Annotated in this window: 19 protein-coding genes; 10 read left to right on the top strand and 9 right to left on the bottom strand. The window is 35.5% G+C overall.

Annotated elements, in window-relative coordinates; genetic code table 11:
* The first annotated feature begins 13 nt into the window (after positions 1-13).
* The gene (locus M899_RS12425; protein ID WP_155897207.1) at positions 14-1,117 is read left to right on the top strand and encodes a sensor histidine kinase; all 1,104 of its coding nucleotides are present in this window, start codon (positions 14-16) and stop codon (positions 1,115-1,117) included.
* Positions 1,118-1,135: 18 nt separating this feature from the next.
* Here the strand turns inward: M899_RS12425 and M899_RS12420 are convergent, their stop codons facing one another.
* The 4 genes from M899_RS12420 to M899_RS12405 all read right to left on the bottom strand — a co-directional run bounded on the left by M899_RS12420 (position 1,136) and on the right by M899_RS12405 (position 5,607).
* Positions 1,136-2,167, bottom strand: a complete 1,032-nt coding sequence (locus M899_RS12420) for a pseudouridine synthase (RefSeq protein WP_021271881.1) — start codon at positions 2,165-2,167, stop codon at positions 1,136-1,138.
* A gap of 98 nt (positions 2,168-2,265) precedes the next feature.
* Positions 2,266-3,933, bottom strand: a complete 1,668-nt coding sequence (scpB, locus tag M899_RS17880; RefSeq protein ID WP_081653828.1) for an SMC-Scp complex subunit ScpB — start codon at positions 3,931-3,933, stop codon at positions 2,266-2,268.
* The gene (locus tag M899_RS12410) at positions 3,933-4,928 is read right to left on the bottom strand and encodes a segregation and condensation protein A (protein WP_021271936.1); all 996 of its coding nucleotides are present in this window, start codon (positions 4,926-4,928) and stop codon (positions 3,933-3,935) included. The genes scpB and M899_RS12410 overlap by 1 nt, the downstream gene beginning before the upstream one ends.
* A 13-nt stretch (positions 4,929-4,941) precedes the next feature.
* The gene (locus M899_RS12405; RefSeq protein ID WP_021271745.1) at positions 4,942-5,607 is read right to left on the bottom strand and encodes a site-2 protease family protein; all 666 of its coding nucleotides are present in this window, start codon (positions 5,605-5,607) and stop codon (positions 4,942-4,944) included.
* A gap of 109 nt (positions 5,608-5,716) precedes the next feature.
* Here M899_RS12405 and M899_RS12400 point away from each other — a divergent pair, with 109 nt between their 5' ends.
* From M899_RS12400 to M899_RS12380, 5 genes are all read left to right on the top strand, one after another.
* Positions 5,717-6,121: an NUDIX domain-containing protein gene (locus M899_RS12400; protein WP_081653827.1), complete on the top strand. Its 405-nt coding sequence runs from the start codon at positions 5,717-5,719 to the stop codon at positions 6,119-6,121.
* Positions 6,118-7,203, top strand: a complete 1,086-nt coding sequence (locus M899_RS12395) for a hypothetical protein (protein ID WP_021271796.1) — start codon at positions 6,118-6,120, stop codon at positions 7,201-7,203. The genes M899_RS12400 and M899_RS12395 overlap by 4 nt, the downstream gene beginning before the upstream one ends.
* Positions 7,200-8,189: a hypothetical protein gene (locus tag M899_RS12390; RefSeq protein WP_021271733.1), complete on the top strand. Its 990-nt coding sequence runs from the start codon at positions 7,200-7,202 to the stop codon at positions 8,187-8,189. The genes M899_RS12395 and M899_RS12390 overlap by 4 nt, the downstream gene beginning before the upstream one ends.
* Before the next feature lie 176 nt (positions 8,190-8,365).
* Positions 8,366-8,587, top strand: coding sequence for a hypothetical protein (locus M899_RS12385; protein ID WP_021271758.1), 222 nt, complete (start codon positions 8,366-8,368; stop codon positions 8,585-8,587).
* A 17-nt stretch (positions 8,588-8,604) separates the two neighbouring features.
* The gene (locus M899_RS12380; RefSeq protein WP_021271895.1) at positions 8,605-8,862 is read left to right on the top strand and encodes a hypothetical protein; all 258 of its coding nucleotides are present in this window, start codon (positions 8,605-8,607) and stop codon (positions 8,860-8,862) included.
* Between the two features lie 16 nt (positions 8,863-8,878).
* On the opposite strand, the gene M899_RS12375 is transcribed toward M899_RS12380, so the two are convergent.
* From M899_RS12375 to M899_RS12360, 4 genes are read right to left on the bottom strand one after another with little or no spacing between them, the layout of a single operon-like run.
* Positions 8,879-10,360 (bottom strand): hypothetical protein, encoded by a 1,482-nt coding sequence (locus M899_RS12375; protein WP_021271806.1) that lies wholly within the window; start codon positions 10,358-10,360, stop codon positions 8,879-8,881.
* A gap of 10 nt (positions 10,361-10,370) precedes the next feature.
* Positions 10,371-11,153, bottom strand: coding sequence for a hypothetical protein (locus tag M899_RS12370; protein ID WP_021271830.1), 783 nt, complete (start codon positions 11,151-11,153; stop codon positions 10,371-10,373).
* Between the two features lie 14 nt (positions 11,154-11,167).
* Positions 11,168-12,100, bottom strand: a complete 933-nt coding sequence (locus M899_RS12365; protein ID WP_021271809.1) for a hypothetical protein — start codon at positions 12,098-12,100, stop codon at positions 11,168-11,170.
* Positions 12,101-12,103: 3 nt separating this feature from the next.
* Positions 12,104-13,000: a TIGR02147 family protein gene (locus M899_RS12360; protein WP_021271948.1), complete on the bottom strand. Its 897-nt coding sequence runs from the start codon at positions 12,998-13,000 to the stop codon at positions 12,104-12,106.
* A gap of 259 nt (positions 13,001-13,259) precedes the next feature.
* Here M899_RS12360 and M899_RS12355 point away from each other — a divergent pair, with 259 nt between their 5' ends.
* A complete protein-coding gene (locus M899_RS12355) occupies positions 13,260-14,183 on the top strand; it encodes a hypothetical protein (RefSeq protein WP_155897206.1) in 924 nt (307 codons plus the stop codon).
* Positions 14,184-14,288: 105 nt separating this feature from the next.
* Positions 14,289-15,368, top strand: coding sequence for a hypothetical protein (locus M899_RS12350; protein WP_021271836.1), 1,080 nt, complete (start codon positions 14,289-14,291; stop codon positions 15,366-15,368).
* Here the strand turns inward: M899_RS12350 and M899_RS12345 are convergent, their stop codons facing one another.
* Positions 15,369-16,601 carry a sensor histidine kinase gene (locus M899_RS12345; RefSeq protein WP_021271749.1) on the bottom strand — a complete coding sequence of 411 codons (1,233 nt, stop codon included), beginning with the start codon at positions 16,599-16,601 and terminating at the stop codon, positions 15,369-15,371.
* 150 nt (positions 16,602-16,751) lie between these two features.
* Between M899_RS12345 and trmB the strand changes: the two genes are divergently transcribed.
* Both trmB and dnaG read left to right on the top strand, forming a co-directional pair.
* The gene (trmB, locus tag M899_RS12340) at positions 16,752-17,447 is read left to right on the top strand and encodes a tRNA (guanosine(46)-N7)-methyltransferase TrmB (RefSeq protein ID WP_021271942.1); all 696 of its coding nucleotides are present in this window, start codon (positions 16,752-16,754) and stop codon (positions 17,445-17,447) included.
* Positions 17,448-17,454: 7 nt separating this feature from the next.
* Positions 17,455-19,368, top strand: coding sequence for a DNA primase (gene dnaG, locus M899_RS12335; protein WP_021271744.1), 1,914 nt, complete (start codon positions 17,455-17,457; stop codon positions 19,366-19,368).
* Positions 19,369-19,373: the final 5 nt, after the last annotated feature.

Below are 19,373 nucleotides of genomic sequence, written 5' to 3'. Positions count from 1 at the left end.
CCATGCTGTTCCTATGTTTTTACTATCTCAATACGCTGTAGAAACATTAAATGAAAAGATCTCTGTAAAAAAACATTCCATAATTATTGGAACAGGCCTCTTACTTTATTTTATTCTCTCAAACCTCACAGATAATTTCACTATCTACACACTGCCTATTGCAATAACAATTTTCTCTCCTGCTGCAGATACAATGATCAAAATTATGCTCAATGAAAAATCTACGGTTTTTCATAGGATCATGTTTGGTATTTTGATCTATACGTTTTTAAACTGCCTTACTTTTGCATTTTATAGAATGGAGCCGGGGTCTGAATTTTGGGGTTGGTCATGTGCAGTTGCCGCCTATATGGCGATTGCCCTCACCACTCCGTTCTTATTCATTTCTCAAATGCAAAAACTAAAAGAAGAAGTTGAAGATCAAAAATGGTTTAACGATAATCTTTTCAATATCATTACTCATGATCTTAAAAATGATCTTCACATAATTGAAAATGGTTTGCGTTTGGCCATTAGAAGTGGGGATCAGAGCAAACTTGAGCGAGTGCAAAGGCGCCTAGAGCAAGTGCGAGAATATCAAAAAGAAATTCAAACCATTAAGACACTAGAGCATACACCCCCAAGAACATCTGAACTAACTTTAGTAAGCGAAGCTCTCGCAGAAGTTAAAGATAAGTTTGAAGACAATTATGTGGAAAAGAATGTTCAACTTTATATTTTTAACAGACTAGATAGTGAAGTCATACTTACTATCTCAAAAAATCAGCTCGTCACTTCTATTCTAGGAAATCTACTTTCAAATGCTTTAAAGTTCTCTCATGAAAATCAAACTGTCACATTAATCTTCGAAGAGTTTAACAACAACTTCATCTTCCGTATCACTGATCAAGGAGTTGGTATGGACGAGAAAAAGATAAGTGAACTTTTTGAGGTTCAAAAGAATACTACTACATTGGGAACAAAGAATGAAAAAGGTAGTGGTCTTGGTTTGCCTATTCTCTATAAAATTGTGAATGCTAACGGTGGACGCGTTGAAGTAACATCTAAACCAAGTAATGGTACATGTTTTGAAATAATTTTTCCGATTTCAGAAAATAACAGAAAGCTCTCCACTTAGTGGAGAGCTCTTTGAAAATTAATCAACAATTTTAGCGTGAACACCTTTTTGAACTTCAGACTTTTTCTTAGCTCTAAAAGCTTTTTTAGCTTTTCTCTTCTGGTGTGCTTCTTCTTTAATCATATAGGCCTCAGTTCTTTCTTTCTTGGCCTCTAGCTTTCTTTTCTCTTCTAGCTCTTTAACGTTTTTGAAGTAATCTGCTTTTCTAAACTTCTTGAATCCTTCATCGTCGGCGGCTGAACCTACCTGTGCACCTTTTTTCTTAAGGTCGATAGATTTCTTAGCAGAGAAATATGATTTTGAATCTTTTGATTTAGTTCCATCAGAATTTAAACCAATAGCTCTTAAAAGATTTCCTTTTGTAACATAACGTACCCCACCTGGTCTGATACCTTCAACAACAAGGCCGCCAATGGCAATACGCTTTAGCTTATCAACAGTTAGGTTACAAGCTTCACAAATTCTTCTAATCTCTCTGTTCTTACCTTCTCCAAGTCTAAACTCTAACCAAGTTTTTGTTGGAAGTTGCTTAATAACACGAACAGAAATAGGTTTAACAAATCCTTCTTCTAGTTGAACTCCAGCTCTTAATTTCTTAAGTAGGAACTCATTAACGGCACCGAAAACTTTTACTTCGTAAACTTTTTCAATTTCATTACTAGGGTGAATGATCATATTGGCCACTTCACCATCATTTGTTAGGATTAGAAGTCCTTCAGATAAATAATCCAGACGTCCTACAGGATAAATCCTCTCAGAAATTTCTTGTACTAAATCTAATACAGTCTTTCTTCCTTCTGGATCAGATACAGTTGTCATATAACCACGAGGCTTATTAACAACTGCATATATTTTTTGAACAGCATTTAAGTCTGCAATTTGCCCATCAACAACAACAGCATCATTAGCAGGATTAACTTTAGTTCCTAGTTGAGTAACTGTTGTACCATTGATAGTAACACGTCCTTGAACGATAAGCTCTTCGGCCTTACGTCTAGAAGTAATACCACAGTCTGCAATAAATTTTTGTAAGCGGATTCCGTTTTCCATCGGTCCTCCAATCTGCCATCACGGCCGTTTAGAAGTTAATAATTTTGCATGATTTATGCGGGGCTAAAATAAGCGATAACCCCGCCGAAGTCAATGGATTAGTCTAAATCTATTGAGTCTTCTGAAGAATTTTCACTACTCTTCAAAAAAGAAAGGTCTAGATCAAGATCGTTTCCTTTTCTGATTACGTCATCAGTTAAACTATCGAGATTATTACCCTTTTCAGCTATATTCTTATGAGTTTCCTCAAGGTCAGAATCGTCATCAAGAGTAGAACCTGTTAATTTTGCAAAGGCCTGATCAAGAGCTCGGGCCAAAGAAGTTGCTGCATCTTCATCATCGTTAAATAGATTGAATGTATTTTCTTCCTTAACATGGATCTCATCAGAATCCTCTTCTTCAGACTCTTCATCTCCAATATATGAATCGATACCACCCATTCCATCAGCAATAAGTGCTGCCTTCATTGCAAGATCTTCAGCATCTTCAGTTGGGTATTCAGAAAGATCATCTTCAAAGAGATCTTCTTCTTCCATATCTTCTTCAAGTTCAACTTCGATATCAAATTCATCGTCAAATAGAATTGTCTCACCAGTGTCAAGATCAATCATCTGGAAGTCTTCATCTTCATCAAATACTTCTGGAGTATTAAATGGACCGGCCGAAAGATCACTAATAACTTGTGGGTCTATTCCAGCTGTCATTAATTCAGAGGCAACAGCTTCCATATTAATTTTTGCAACTTGTGAGCTATTTACGAACTCTTCAAGAAGATCAAATGCCGTCTTAACAACAGTTCCTACTTCAGAGATGCGTTTTTTCTCTTCAACTCTAAGTGATTTGATGAAGTCTGTTTCAGCACTAATATTTTTAATGCTTTCTGTAAGCTCATCAAGTTCAGAAAGTTCGTCGAAAGAAAATCTCTTTTTATCACCATCATGTACAAGTGTTTTAATATCTGCAATTTTTCCAACACTTTGAGTGGCCATATCTTGAAGCTCATACTCAGGAGGAAGACCACTAAGATCATTAATGTTGAACACTTCTAAGAATTCAGACGTTGTTGCATAAAGTACTGGCTTACCTACTTCTTCAGAACGACCAGCAACTTTAACAAGTCTCTTATCGATTAGACCTCTAATAATATGAGAACTATCGACACCTCTAATTTTTTCAACTTCAACTTTAGAAACTGGTTGTTTGTAAGCAATAATCGCCAGAACTTCCAGAGCTGTTGGAGAAAGAACAAGTTCAGTAACTTTGAAAATATCTTGGATATATTTAGCGTAAGTCGCCTTAGTTCTAAATTGATAACCTTCAGCTACCTCGGCAAGACGAATCCCGTGGAATTTCTGCTCATAGTCTTCTTGTAGTCTTGCTAGCGCCTCGTGAATGACTCTCAATGGTAGGTCTTCATCTATGAATGATTTAATTTTAGCAAGAGAGATTGGCTTATCACTCATGAAAATAATTGTTTCAATAGCACCACATAGTGTTTCAAAATTTAAACCTGTACGAGCTTGCCAAATTTTGTCTTCTTGTTTCTTGTCATCAAGAAAATTTAGCTCAAGAGAAAAGTCTTTTGATGCAACCGATTCTCCATCGTAGTCAGCAAGTTCTTCTGCGACTTGGGCCATGACAACTTCCACTTCAGGAAAAGAAAGTTCATCTTCATTTGGATAAACAACAGTCTCTTCCATCATTTCAATTGATTCATTAATTTGTTCTGTGTGTGTAGAATTTGTCTCTTCCATAATCTCTTCCATTATTGGATTGTTACAGGTTCGTCTTCATTATTATCAGAGCCAATATTTAATAGCTCTTCAGGAATTTCCTGTTCTTGTTCAACTTCTTCTTCAAATGTTTCGTCTTCAGTAATCTCATCGGCTGAAGCGATCTTATCTACTGCATCCATTGACTCGTTAATTACACTTGTCAGCTCTGCATCCAAAGCGTCCGCTTCTGCTTGTCCCTCTTCTTCAAACCCATCTGCTTGATCTACGTTGAAGTCTTCTAGTGACTTAACAACATCAACATAAATATTTCCGAGATCTTCATTCTGGAAAATTGTAATTCGTTTCAATCTAGCTAATTCAAGTAAAGAGATAAAAGTGATAACGATATTATCGATATTTTTTCCTTTACCATCGGCATCTAAAAGAGAATCAAGGTCTGTTTTTTGACCAAGCTGCAAGTTGTCTTTCATAAACTGCAGCTTTTCTTTAATAGAGAGTCTATCTCTTTTTACGATTGTATATTTTCTATTTTCTCTAAATAGAAAATCAACCATTGTTAAAGTAAGCTTCTCAAGATCCATTGGCACTAGAATCGAATTTACAATCTCTTTCCTATTCACTTTTGGCTTAACAAACACATCTTGGTTTAAACGAGGCATTTGCCACAATTTCTCACCCATTTTTTGAAAATGTTGAAGCTCTTCAAGCCTGCGAATAAGCTCTGCTTGAGTTGTGATATTGAGGCCATCTGATGATTCAAGCTCACGTTTAATGGAATCATTTTCTTCTTCAGTAATACAGTTTTTAGATTTCAATAGAACAAGAGTGGCCGCCAAATATAGGTAGTCTCCTGCTAAATCGAAATTTAACTCGCGCATTTGATCAAGATAATCTAGGTACTGCTTAGTTATCTTTGTTAGATCCAAATCACGTACATTCATTTCTTCTTTTTGAATAAGAAGAAGAAGCAGTGACAGCGGTCCATCAAAGTGATCAGTTTTAACCTGAATACTTGTGTCTAACATATGTTATTCCCTACTAAGCCTGTCCAAACAGATAAATAAAAAAATACAAAAGTTTATTAATTAATACTTGTCCTGGAGTGAAAATATAAGAAAGTCCACCCGTCATCATTAAAGCAATTAAAATAAAGAACGAATATCGTCCTAGTTCTTCAAATTTACGTGATTGGTTGTAATCCAAAAATGCTTGAACCATTTTTGACCCATCCAATGGGGGCAGAGGAATTAAATTAAAAATTCCCAAGGCCATATTAATAGAAGCTGAAAACGTTAACATTTTTACAAATGGTTCGAATAAATAAAAAGATGGATCAACAAAAACTAATAGCAATGCGCAGATCAAGGCCGACAAAATTGCTAGTATAAAATTCGTTAATGGTCCTGCAAAGCTTACCCAGAACATTCCTTCACGAAATTTTTTAAATCTCATAGGATTAACTGGAACTGGTTTTGCCCATCCAAATAAAAATCCCGTAGTCACAAATAGAACCATAGGAACGAGAAGTGATCCCACTGAATCAAAGTGAGCGGCCGGGTTTAAAGTTAACCTGCCTTCATGTTTTGCTGTTTCATCTCCAAATTTCAAGGCCATGAGCCCATGTGCCACTTCGTGGAAAACCACGGCCAAAAGAAATCCTGGTAGAAAAATAGCTATTTTTTGTAGTGCTGCTGAAAAATCCATAGAGAAAATTCATACCATTTTGGACATTATGTGGCAAAAGAAAACGCAGTGCAAAACGAAATCCTGTCCTCACCTTTTATGTCTTTTAAAATCAGCTATAATTTAAGTCATGGAAAAGATGAAAGCACAGGTAATTGTATACGCAAGGCATCAAAACAAAAAACACCTCCTCCTCTTACAAACAAGTGGAGAAAGAAACCATATTTGGCAAAATGTCACAGGATCAGTCGATGCTGGCGAATCCTTTTTCGATGGCGCTAAAAGAGAGCTCTTCGAGGAAACAGGAATTGTGGCGACTCCAATTGAAACTCAAATTGAGTATAAATTTTTTGATCGTTGGCAAAAAAATGTTATCGAAAAAGTTTTTTATGTAAATCTTGAAAATACACCGCAGGTTAGATTGAGTGAAGAACATGCAAACTTTAAGTGGATACCTATTGAAGAAATTCAACAAGAGCACTTTCACTATTCTTCAAACTATGAAGCCTTTTGTCTCACGAAGGATTTACCATGAAAGTATTGTTATGCCTTCTGGCAATCGTGGTGCAAGCACACGCCTATGACGAAGTTCTTTTTCCAGATGGAGAAGTCATTGTAGATTTAGATGACAATAAGATCGACGAATTTATTGAAGAAGAACCAATTGTGCCTTTGAGTGGCCTTTCCCAATCAGGTCTCGAAGAAATTCGAAAGCTTGAAAAATTCAACCGTCGTAGTGAGCCAATTCCACAGAAGACTAAAGTGAGATACCACTACGAAGACGCACAAAAATCAATAAAACCTTATCAAGCAGTAATTAGAAAAAACTCACGCCTTCAGCGTATTAGTGATGATAACGTTTTCACAATTCAAAAAGCAGTTTACGTAAAGGCCATCCTTTCAGGTCCAGAAAGTCCCTATTCATACATTTTAGATGCTAATGGCGATAAAAAGTACTTCACACTCACAAGTAATTTGAACTCAATTGAAGAGGTCATAAAATTAAAACCAGAAAACAGATACACTATTGATCATAGTAAAAATAAAGCACCAATTGCCAGTAACTATTTTTTCAACACTGATCATCACGTGCAGGTTTCCTTTGAAAATAAGGATATTGGCTATTTCGCAAACAATATTTCAAATCTTCAAGATACAAGTGTTAACGCTAGAACTTTGAAATATAAAACATATGTGGATACGACGATACCGCTAAAAATTGGAGCGACAATCGCGATTCAGGGTAATGAGTTTAATGAAACAGATGCTTCTTGGAATAGCTTGTTCTATGGAATAACTGCGAAGTTGCCATTTGAAATCAATAACAAATGGACACTAACTCCAAGTATAGAGGCCGGTAGAAGTCTCTATGACAGCTTACAAATTAAATCGTCATCAGAAACTTCAACATATGATCTATCAACAACATTTTGGACCTTAGAGCTAGATGCAGAATATCGATCTTCATATGGTATTTTCTTTGCGGGATTAAATTATACTAATTATCGATCAAGCGTAAAAAACTTTGATGATATGGATTTAAACTTTGATTCACAAAAAACATCAAATACATCCACAGGAATTGTATTTGGTTATAAATTTGAGTTAGAAATATGAAAAAAGCCTTAACTGTGACCATGCTAGTATTTTCAATAACAACTTTTGCAAAACCAAAAGCAATGGTCGTAGTCTTGGAAGCACCACTTTACCAATCCCCCTCTGAAGAAGCCTCTGTACTTCAAATACTCAGAAGAGGACAAGTGATCTATTTACATGGGAGAGAATTTAGTGGTTATGAAAAAGATCAGGGTTTCTTTAAAACGGTAACGAGGGACGGCTCCGATGCCTATATTCCAATAAAGTTCGTTAAAGTTGTTCATAACAATCTTAATGAGCTTGATGAACCAATGATTGCTTTAAATAATGATCCTACTGACTATAGATTAGAAGAGCCGCTACCGAGAAATTATCCCATTGCTAGTGAAAAATCTCTACTGGCCTCATTCAACTTTCACTACGGAAGTTCATTCAAACAACACTACCAGCACAATTTAAAATTGAATAAAGAGAACTTCTCTTCTCAATTCGGATTGACTGGTTTTTATGCTAAAAAAGCAAACTTTGATAAGACTAATCGCTTTTACTTTGGATTCGAAGGTGGAATTCTTTCCCAAGAAAGTGAATTCTTATTAAGTGATAATCGCTATGTGAAAGAATCTCATACCGAAATTAATTTTGGTCCTGTCCTGAACTATGATTTTTATCGTAATGAAAAATACTCATGGGGAATTCGTGGCGGACTCAAGGTTGGATACAACAGGCATCTTGTAAGACAAGATGGTGATCTCGGTGAAGAAGAGAGACTTTTCCATGGTATTTCTTTCTCTTCAAATATTGGAACTATTCTTCAATTAAAAAAACTTCTTCCAAGTGATCAGTACTTTGTTTCAGTTGGTGCAGATGTTTCAATGAAGTTTCCCTTTACTATGACAACATCTACAGAGGCGCAAATCCCTAGCTATTGGAATGAAACTAATGACACTATTGCTGTAGATCTCACAACAAACTTCAGTATGTTTGCGGGAGTTATTGGCAACTTTTAGTTGACCAAAAAACTCCCCTTATTTTTCTTATTCATTGTCTATATTTTCAACACTTTGCCCCTCAAAAAATGTCTAAAGTTTCTACAAATTGCCCCGATAAGTTATATAGAAATACCAAAAGGACTTTAGGACGAAGACCAGGTATCGATCAATGATAAAATCCTAGGAGGGGCACCATGACAATGACACAAACAATTAAAGACACAGAATTTCTTTTCCAAAAACTTGGTAACACTTGGTACATTTTTGCTGAAGTTGAAAACGAGATGATCTACTCAACTCTTCCAGAAGGTATGGACCCAAGAACAACTAAGCTTGAGCTATATGAAGTGATCGAAGATCACATGAAAAGAGTTACTTCTTACCAAAAAAGAAGAAACGCAGAAGCTGCAGCATAATTGACGACGAGGTTTATATGGGTGGTCTTAGCAAATTAAAAGATCTTTTCCTCTCTTCAAAAACTGAGACTAAAAAAGCTGCTCAGAATGCCACTTCTATTGAAGAAGTAGAAAAGAATAAACGAGATGTGCAACAAAATATCAGAGATAAGGCACAGATTGAACAATACAAAAAGCTAATTGAAGATAAATTACACGACCCAGAAATGACCAAGAAAGCTGCGCTGATAATTTCTAAAATGCTAGAAGAAAAATCAAATAAAAAGGCCTCGTAAAAGAGGCCTTTATTTTTTATAATTTAATAATATCACTTTCTGAGTAAGCATCCATTACTACAGAATCATTTGAATTTACGGCTTCAATCAAATATTTACCTTCTCCGTCAATTCCTACGATCTTACTAGACTTATATTCTTTATTCAAAACATAAACAGCATCGCCAACGCAGGCTGGACCAGAACAACCAACGACATAGTAACGACTATCCTTGATAGACAAGAACTGATACGTAACACTTTCTCCATTAACGCTTTTAAGAAGAATATCATCATCAATAGAACCACCTACAACTTCACCAGAATAAATTCTTGCAGTTTCAAAGTATCTTCTATAGCTATAGTTATATTCATTCACCATTTTGACCGAGTAAGCTTTATCTCCAGTGCAAAATCCCAGAGTACAAATATTTTTATGAACAACCATGTTTTTATTAACTTTCAAAGGAGAACCATTAATTAGCAGCAACACTTCTTTATCAGAAACATTTTGAACAAACTTACCTTCAATAAATTTTTGTTCACTTTCTAAATAACCGACATCCTCACCTCTATAGAAATCACGAGTTGGAGATTCAAATGCTTTCCCAGTTAAACTTTGAATATACTTAGCAAAAACTTTTTTATTCTTTTTTAACTCTTCTAACTTTTGTCTTTCAATTTCACTGTTTCTTTGAGTAACGATCTCTTGTAAAATTCTCGCTTTCTCATCATTAAGTTCAGTCAGCAGATTACTTAATCTAAGACTTTTGATCAAAGATTTCATTTGTCTAACATCATCAACTATGTCGAAATCAGAACTTGGTTTTGATAATTCCAAAGTTCTAACTAAATTTTGAATTTTTCTAATTTCAACTGCAAATCTATTACGATCTAAATCTCTATATAAATCCAACTGAAGAAACTTTAAAGTAGTTAGATAAATACGGTGTTGAGCACTCGCATCGACGATAGATCTTGCAACATGTAGGAACTTATCAGCAAAACTGATACCAAAGATGGCGTACTTAAACTTTAAATCAACAATATTATCCGTCTTCTTCTCTAAAAGAAGAATATCACTTTGAAAGTGCTCTAGGGCCAAGTCTGCAGCAACTTTTAAAAAACGTGTTTTAATATCAACAATACCAACTGCATCTTTTTCAACTTCTGCCGAAAGAATTTTAGAATATTCTAGAGCTCTATTTAGCGAGAATCTTAGTAGAACTTGAGCATTATCTGGTGCGCTACTTAAAACTACATCAGTATACCCTCTTTCTAGTTCCATTAATGCTTGCTCAAAAGTCATTGATTTAATCAAAGAGATTAGATCTTCAATGTATATTTTCGAGTTATTCGCCCAAGGAAGAATTGATTCAATCTGCTCATCTGTGAGTTGAGTTTCAAGTCCTTCATTTAGTACAGATGTAGGCGTTGAAATATCCTCTTCTGCATGAGTAACTGAAATATTAAAAATTACTGATAAAATTACTAATAAAAATGTATATCTAAGTTTCATTTCTTACTCCCTACTGCTTACGTACTAGTGGTCTAAAGTGATCTTTTCCTTTTGGAGAGATCAATAAGATTAGATCTTGTTTCTTAACCCATTTTTTAGAAAAACCTTTTTTGCGATTCTCTTGCACATAAATAGCTAATCTAGCTGGAACTTCCTCTCTCTCATAACCAGTAGCAAGCAGCTTGTTAGAGTTGATTGAGTAAACAAAAGGCATCTTCTGTCTAATTTTAAAAATTCCAACAATATCATTAGGAATTTCAAAGACTGCATCATTTTCAATGTCATGAGAGCTCACCGCAATTGAAATCATGGCCTTCTCTTCTTCTTGACCCGTTCTGCTGTAGTCACCATTTTTTGATAGTTGCCAAGAATATCTTTGACTCATCCCCTCTTCGAAAGAAATTGATCCGTTATACCCAAGGACATTACCAGATTGGCTTGAAGTAACTTTAAAGTTATTCTCTTTTCCATCTTTGATGATTACTAAAGACGGATTATCATCGTCGATACCAACTTCGCCCTTATCGACAACACTCAATGGAGTAAGAGAGTAAGACCCTCCCCTTTGTGCATCCATCAAATAAAGATAGGCATCTTTTGTTTGTTCTTTTTTATCAGCGAGAATCAAAGCAGCAATAAAACTCCCCTTTCTTCCACTCACTTGTTTTAGCATTAGATAAGCACTCTGAGAGCTCGACTTACTAATTGTAGACTCATAGGTCCCTTCTTTAAATTCCCAAGCATTTGTCATACTTGTCAGAATTGAAAGAGAAATTACCAGAAACATTTTCATAAGATTTCCCCTGTTTATTTACAACTTTCTTCGTTATTTAATTCATTTATAATTGTGTTCATTTTTTGTGCAAAACCTTGAACGGCCATTTCAATTCGACCTCTATACATTGAGCGACTTCCTTGATTGAAAAGAGTCAATTGCATATAAAGAACATCTAGTTCAGCAATTGCACATGAAAAACGCTCTTTCCAAAGTGAGTTTCTCAGATCTTCTTTTGTTTTTTCTGAAAACAACTCAAGTGCTCTTAAAAAATGTTCAGAGTTTCCTACTGGATAAAAAACACCATTTTTCTTTCCTAAAGTAGCGATCGAAATGAATTTCAACTGCATTTTCGCGTATTCAACAAATCGGTATTCGAATTTCTCGAAATCGACTCTGCAATCAGAACAACTTTCTAAGTCCGATAACAAAGGAATCACAGCTGAAAGATCAAGTGACTTAGTAACTGCACTTAAAATAAAATCATAGTAATGATTGAGCACATTATTGGCAGACTCTAATGACTCTTTGCTACTCATTGGATCAATGGCACCAATTAGATTTACAAGTTCTAAACCTCTTGCAAGCGCCTTGAGTGTAAATGTTGAGTTATTCTCATTCGCAATCTTGCCATGGGCCAAGTATAAACCTTTACTTAATAACTTATTGGCCTCAAAGAAGTTTTTCCCTTGGAATTTGGCCTCAGTGTAATATGTTTCAAGAATCATATTGCTCGTATTACACCAAATACTCAGATCGTCACTTGTCGCAAAACCGCCGCCAATATTCGTGCCAGATTCGACTCTACTTAAAATTTGCTCTTCAACGCGAACAACCTCTTCAACTTTTCGTGAATCATTCATAATTTGAATCAATTCTTCAATAGAAGTAATTTCTTTCTTACTCTCTTCATTTGCATAAGAAAATTGAGTGAAAGCAACAGCAAACACCACTAGCCACTTCATATATTATTCTCCCTTGCTCTTCACTGGTTCAGTTAGATGAATCAATTGAACACCTAAATGAAGGACAGTATCGAGACCATTAATTTCTGTTCCATATTTGTTGAGAATATCTTCTCTAAATTTAGCGATTTCTTGTCTAATCTTTGCAAAATCTTCTTTTTTGCAAGAAAGTGTGACAGAGCTTGCACTTCTGTAATTGTAATCATCTCTATCGAGGAGTTGATTTGTTTTCTCTAGCATTTGAGAATGAATATTATTCACAACGGTGTAATTCAAAGAAGAGTCAGAGAAATGAAGAAGTTTATCTACCTGTGACAGTTTGCCCTTATTCAACTCAAGAAGACCTAGTTTTAATAAATCTTCAACTGCTTCTTTAACTTGTACTGGAGAAACATCATTTCTAAGTTTTTTAGAAATCCATTCATAGTCATTTTTAAATTCTTTTAATGAAACCATTTCACGTATTGCGATGAGATACCATTTTGAAAGATAGTTGTACTGAGACTTTAGAATGCTATAGGCCTCGGTCTCTTTTCCTTTAATTTTAGAAGAAAGCTTTTCAAAATAATAGGCCTTATCTTTTTGATTCTTGCCTTGATTAAATAGAACAAGGTTCTCAAAATACTCTAGTTCTTTAACTGATAGCTTTAAAGCTTGTCCAAATCCAAGGATGGCCGAACTTGATAAGTTTCTTTTTCCAGAAACTATGAGCTTGAAGTAACCTCTGCTATTTGCCCCATAGCCGGCCTTTCTAATAAACGCCGTTTCCGAAAAACTCGGATTAAGAGTATTGAGATAAATATACGAGGCATGTAGAAACTCTCTATAGTTAACAAAATCAAACACCAAAGGTTTGGTTTGTTTTTGAGAAATATCTGTCACAGCTTCATGATTAATCATTAGTAGTCGTCCACATTTAAAATTTGTGCACTTCTAAATCACTTTTGAATACTGTGCAAGTAAGCATGGTCTTTTTCCGCAGACTCACAGTCAGCACTCAAAAACATGTATTTATTACAGTTCTCATCTCTTTTTAATCACTTAACTCAGATTGATGACAATTTTCTCTTTATTTCGCCCCATAATTTGCTAAAAGCCAGTCAACATGTGCACAAAACTACTAATACTTTTTTTATTAAGCTTATTCTCACTGCAAAGTGTGGCAAAGTTGCATATAGAAATCCTTCAAAATGAAAATCAAAATTACGTAAAAGAAATTAGCAAGCGAACTATTGCGCTTCAAAATAAGCTAAATGCGTTCTTAGAAAATTCTCCTTTAAAAGATCACGAGCAGAAATTTAAGATTAAAATTACTGACACAAAACAAATTGATGGTCTTTTTGTTAGTAACGAAGATCAAAAGATAATTCTGTTAAGTAACAAACTTATTCATTCATCTGAGTTTGAACAAGTTTTAGCTCATGAGATTTTTCATGCAATTCACAATGAGTTTAATCCCAACGAGAAGAGCTGGATAAAAGAAGGCCTAGCTCAACTTTTTGAGTATTATTTATTCAATCGCTATAATACAACCAATGTATCTGCGAGTTTTAACTCTAATGCTTATTTTTTCTCTGAATATACATTCACAGATGTAGATCGCCCTCTCTATGGGCAACATTTTTTATATTTCCACTACCTAACAAGACAATGTGGAAATAAAGATCTTTTTTGGAAATTAATTACGAATAAGGAATCTCTCTCAGGAATTTTACTAATCGACAAAATTCTCCAATCCATTACAGTAGATAAAATTCAATGCAAGAATTTCTCTAATTCTTTTATCTACTTTAATCTATCAAGAGTTATTAATAGCTACAATATTGTCGATGGTGAATTGGATGACAGTTATTATCTAATTCCTTCTACCATTAAGCAAAAAGAAATCACTTCAATCTCAGAAATTCAAACAATAGGAATTCATCCCTACAGTGTATTTTTTATCAACAAACAATTGGGAATGAATTTAGAAACAAAAAGTCTTCTCTCATTCTGGATAAAAAGAGAGACACCTTTCAAAATAACTAATGATATCAATGAAGTAACTGATTCACTTTGGACAAATGTCCTCTTTAAATTTTAACCTGCTGACTCTTTGTCAGCGTTATCGCATTGCTCCCTCTTGAGACTTCTTCTTTTTTTTTCTAAAAACTCTCCAACAAAACAATAAGTCACTTAGGGAGGGCCTATGAAAAAGATAGTTTTTTTTATCACACTTGTTTTTTTGACATTCTCACAAGCTGCTCATTCGGAAGAAAATTTCGACATTTGGTGTAAGGATAAACTTACTCAATTGCAAAAAGCGAAGTCTCAAGCTCTTATGTTCTACTTAAGCAATGACATTCAAGGAAGTATCAATCTACTTGAAGAAGGTCTAAAAGTTGCGACAGAAAATACTCAAAAATTTCAATCTCTTCCTTTAACTATTAAGGCGATTAAAAGAGGCGCTGATATTGCAACTTCTGTAAAGCTAGCAACATCAACAGATAAGAATCATCTGAGAGCACTAAACTATTTTTTGAATGCTTATTATGAATTTATTATTGAAGTCGCAAACAATCTAGACATTCCATTCTTTGAGAATACTCGTTGTGGATACTGTAGAGCTACGACTGAAAAATTTGAGAGATTGTTCACTCGTTTTGCTTTTAAACAAGTTCAAATGATCTTAGATGCTTTTGCAATTAATCACGGTGGTATGGTTTATCCAAAAGGTTCTGTTAATACTTTTACAACAGGACTTAAGATGACAAGCTTAAATGCTGCTGCAGACCTTAAAGAAAGTATCCTTGCACAATTTTACTCTTGTAAAATTATTGCTCTAGAGGAACTTGCAACTGATATTGAAACAAATAGATACCCAAATGAGGCCCTAGCTTTCAGAAGTTTCTACGCCCAGGCCGCTGAAGTTGTGAACAACTCTTGGAGATGCCCTTCGGATTTCTCTTCTCGTCATGACAATACAAATGATGATTACACAACAACTGTTTCACTTTTAAGTAGATCTATTATTCTTGAAGCTGGAACAACGAAATCGATTCTCATTCCAAATCCAAGTTATGTAAAAAAATTAATCATCACAGCTGAAGGTGTTAGAAATGATGCCAAATTTGAGGTCATGATTAATGGAGATATTAAAGGTTCGATCTATGTTCCAGGTAGAGACCCAAGCTATATCGTTACAGTAGAGGATTACGCTTCAAGTATTGAGCTTATCTCTCAATTTGGTAAGGCGAAAATTAATCAAATTATGGTCGTGAGACAATAATCACGCTTTGGGTAACTCAACTATAAAAGATGTATGACCGTCCAAAGGCACGTATGAGAGCGTGCCTTTGTATTTTTCAACGATATTTTTCGATGTGCTAAGTCCCAGACCAGTACCTACTTTTGTAGAAAAGAATGGATTCATCATTTGATCAATAACTTCTTGTTCAATTCCTCGCCCACAATCTGTAACACGAATAAAAACACTCTCATTATATGAATAGACATTAATTTTAATCCACGGATGATCAAGGTCACAAACAGCATCAAACGCATTTACCAAAAGATTTAGAAGGACTTGAGACATATCAATTACGTTAACATCCACATAAACTGCATGCTCTATTTTTGAAACTTCTAATTTTATATTTGAAGAATAGATTTTAGTTTTAGCAAGTGCCAAAGACTCATTAATAATTGTATTGGCATCTACTTTATCAGACTTTTCTTGGGCCGTATTTTTGGCAAACGTCCCCAAGGAATCGACGATATTTTTCGATCGCTGAATGGCCTTTTTGATTTTTGAAAGAGATTTCACAAATAAATCTCTATCAAAATCTTCTTCTAAATTTTTACTCAGCTTATCAACGTGTCCATTTATTATGGTCAATGGATTATTAATCTCGTGCGCAACCCCTGTTGCAATTTCTCCAATCGTACTCATCTTTGTGGCATAAACAGCAAGTGCTCTTTGCTCACTCAGCTCTCTATTTTTTTCCATAATAGAAAAGAGAATTTCTCTTCGATTTATACAAATAATGACCGCAATAATTGAAGCCGTAATTAGGTATAGAAAGATAATAATTCCATTCACAGAGTAATTTACGTAGAGAGAGACTCCCATAATTAAATTTGCGAATAAACACCACAGAACAACTGCTCGTAAATCAAATGTGATTGTCCCCATCAAAATGGCACAGGGAATGAGAATTAAATTATAGAGAACGATGTCGTTATTGATCATGCCCAGAATCGGCAAATGCAGAGCAATCAAAAACATAAAAAGAACGACATAAAAATGTCTGTTCACTGCTGCTGGCTTCACTTTATTAAAATAAACCACTACTCCAAAAAAAAGAACGTATAAGGCCCTCGCCCACCATGGATCAATATAATTTGGATAAAGAATATTAATTAGGGGTCCCCAAATTAAATAGAGAATGTTTTCAGTCAAAAGCAAAGGACCGAAATAGGGATAATGTTCGTTGAAGTCGATGGATTTTAGTTTATTCATAAAGTGACCGCATGTACATTAACGTCATTTTTTTACCAAAACTTAAGTGTTTAATTCACGCGCTGTTGCATTTCAAAGGGGAATTTGCTAGAAAATGCCCCACTATATCTGATTCATTTTCACGTTTTTCGCTACGGCAGGGGTTCCTCAATGGTTGATAAGGCCTTCACTGATTCATTTAAATATACTCACGATAATCCTTATCACGATAAACTGAAGGAATTTGAAGAATTTGTTCTTCGCGATCACGAGGCCGAAACAAATGTAGGTCAATGGAATCAGGCAATTTTCAATAGAGAAGCCCCTCTGTGCCTAGAAATTGGTAGTGGGTATGGGCATTTCATGATGGAATACTGCGAAAAGAATCCAGATGTGAACTTTATTGGACTCGATTACCGATTCAAAAGATCATACGCTCTTGCTAAAAAACTAAGTCTACACCCGAACCGCAATTTCAAATACTTGAGAGCAAAGGGTGAAAGAATTAGCTTTATGTTCGAAGAGAACGAACTTGATCGTATGTTCTACTTCTTTCCCGATCCATGGCCGAAGGCGCGTCATAACAAGAAGCGTCTTTTTCAATTGCCATTTTTGCAAGCTGCCTACAAGGTTTTAAGGCCAGGTGGTACTCTTTATGTTAAAACAGATCATGAAGGTTACGCAGATTGGATGGAAGAAGTTATGAACAATCAAGACCTTTTTGATGTTCAACTTGCCACTAGAGATTTGAGAGTGACTCACCCTGATCATTTCCTTGCTAGCTTTCAAACAAAGTTTGAAAAGATTTTTATCTCACAAGGGGTAAACATTAAAGCATACGTTTTGGTTTCTAAGAAAAAGGCCTAAGAAGTAAATGTCACTAAGCGACTTAAAACAAAGGATTCTGGACGAGATTCCTCTGACCGACGTTGTCAGCGGTTATGTTCACGTCTCTCGTAAAGGCACGGCCAGTGTCGCCCTTTGTCCGTTTCATGGTGATAAAACTCCTTCAATGCACGTAAATAACGACAAGAAGATCTTCAAGTGTTTTGCTTGTGGTGAAGGTGGTAATGCCATCGACTTCGTGATGAAGTACAAGAAAATCGAATTCGTTGAGGCCTTAAAAGAAATCGCAAATCACCATGGACTAAATTTCGAAGACTATATTGAGAGAAAACAAAAATCTCCCAAGCTTGTAATGGCAGAAAAAGTTCTGCAAAAAAGCAGTGAACTCTATAAGCGTCTCGCTAGAACAAATAAGTTTCCCATGTACATGGAGTTCATTAAAAAAAGAGGACTCAGTACAGAGGTTGCAGACACCTACTCTCTTGGATACGCACCAAAGCACAATGCTTTGATAGAGTATTTAAGCTCAATCCCTAAAGAAGATGATCGTAAATTCGCTCTAGAGATTGCTGAAGAAATTGGTCTCATAAAGCGCGATCTCAATAATAACGAGTCCTATTATGATACCTTCAGAGACAGAATAACCTTCCCTATCTGGGACCAGTTTGGGACTGTTATTGGCTATACCTCACGTGCCGTCTATGACTATCAGAAGGCCAAGTACATGAATTCCAAAGAGTCTTTTGTTTTTAACAAAAGAAATATCCTCTATGGTCTTCATCTTGCAAAACAATCCATTCGTGAGAAAGACTTCGTTCTTCTCGTAGAAGGAAATATGGATCAAATTGCAATGTTCAATAAAGGATTAAAAAACACAGTGGCCATTCAAGGAGTTGCCCTGGGTGATTATTCCCTAAAAGTATTGCAGGCCCTTACGAAAAATTTTATTTTGGCCCTCGATAGCGACACGGCCGGATTTAATGCTTCAAAGAGAGTAAATGAACAGTGTCTCAAAGTGGGAATTATTCCTAAATATCTCAATTTTGAACCTCATAAAGATCCCGATGATTATCTGACAAACGAAGGCATCGTGGCCATGCAAAAGCTCATTGATGAGTCTAGGCCCTTTATTGATACTCTCGCAGATCAAGTTATTCCGAAGGTCATCCCAAATTTAATTGACCGCCAGTTTGCTATTTTAGATGAGTGTTTCCATATTGTCGCACCGCTAGGTAATTCACTACAGGCCACTGAACGCCTTGCTGTATGGGCCAAGAGAATTGGATTACAATCTGATTCAGCACAAATTATAAAGCGATACGAAGATTTCCTTTCAAATGATAATTCCCAGAAATTTCGGGCACCTGAACCTCCATCAGAGGAACTTATGCACGAAGTGGAGATGATGGAAGAAGATTTTGAATCACAATTTACCAATAGTCTCGAGCATTTCGAACAAGTGACGGAGGTGAAAATCTCTGCGATTGAAGAAAAGCTATTGCAAGAATTAGTCCAACACCCTGAGTGTGTGACACGTCAGAAAGCACTTGAACTGCTTGATTTTGTAGGGACAAATGAGGTAAAAAGTTATATTTTAAGATTGCGAGAAATTATCTATGAGATTGATGAAAACGAGTATGTTTCCATTCTCCACTCGCTGCTAAAAAAAGAGCACTATTCCAATTCACTTGTGAGTGTAATTGAAGGGGCGCTTTCACGATACAGAAAGATCCCGATTAACGATGTGACAGCAGATAAAATTTTGCTAGACCTCGAACACAGATTGAAAATCAATCAACTGAATCAGAAAAGGCAAATCATCCTCGAAAGAAAAGACTTATGTCAAACAAACGAAGAGATGAACGCCCTAATGTTGGAAGTGATTGAAGTAGATAAAGAGTTATTAAAACTTAAATCCCACAAACCTAAACTTAAAGTCTAGGGAGA

Origin of the sequence: Bacteriovorax sp. BSW11_IV, from assembly GCF_000447755.1 — a bacterium.
In the GTDB taxonomy this organism is placed as follows: Bacteria; Bdellovibrionota; Bacteriovoracia; order Bacteriovoracales; family Bacteriovoracaceae; genus BSW11-IV.
The sequence above is the reverse complement of the archived record's forward strand: the minus strand, read 5'-3'. Positions and strand labels throughout refer to the sequence as shown.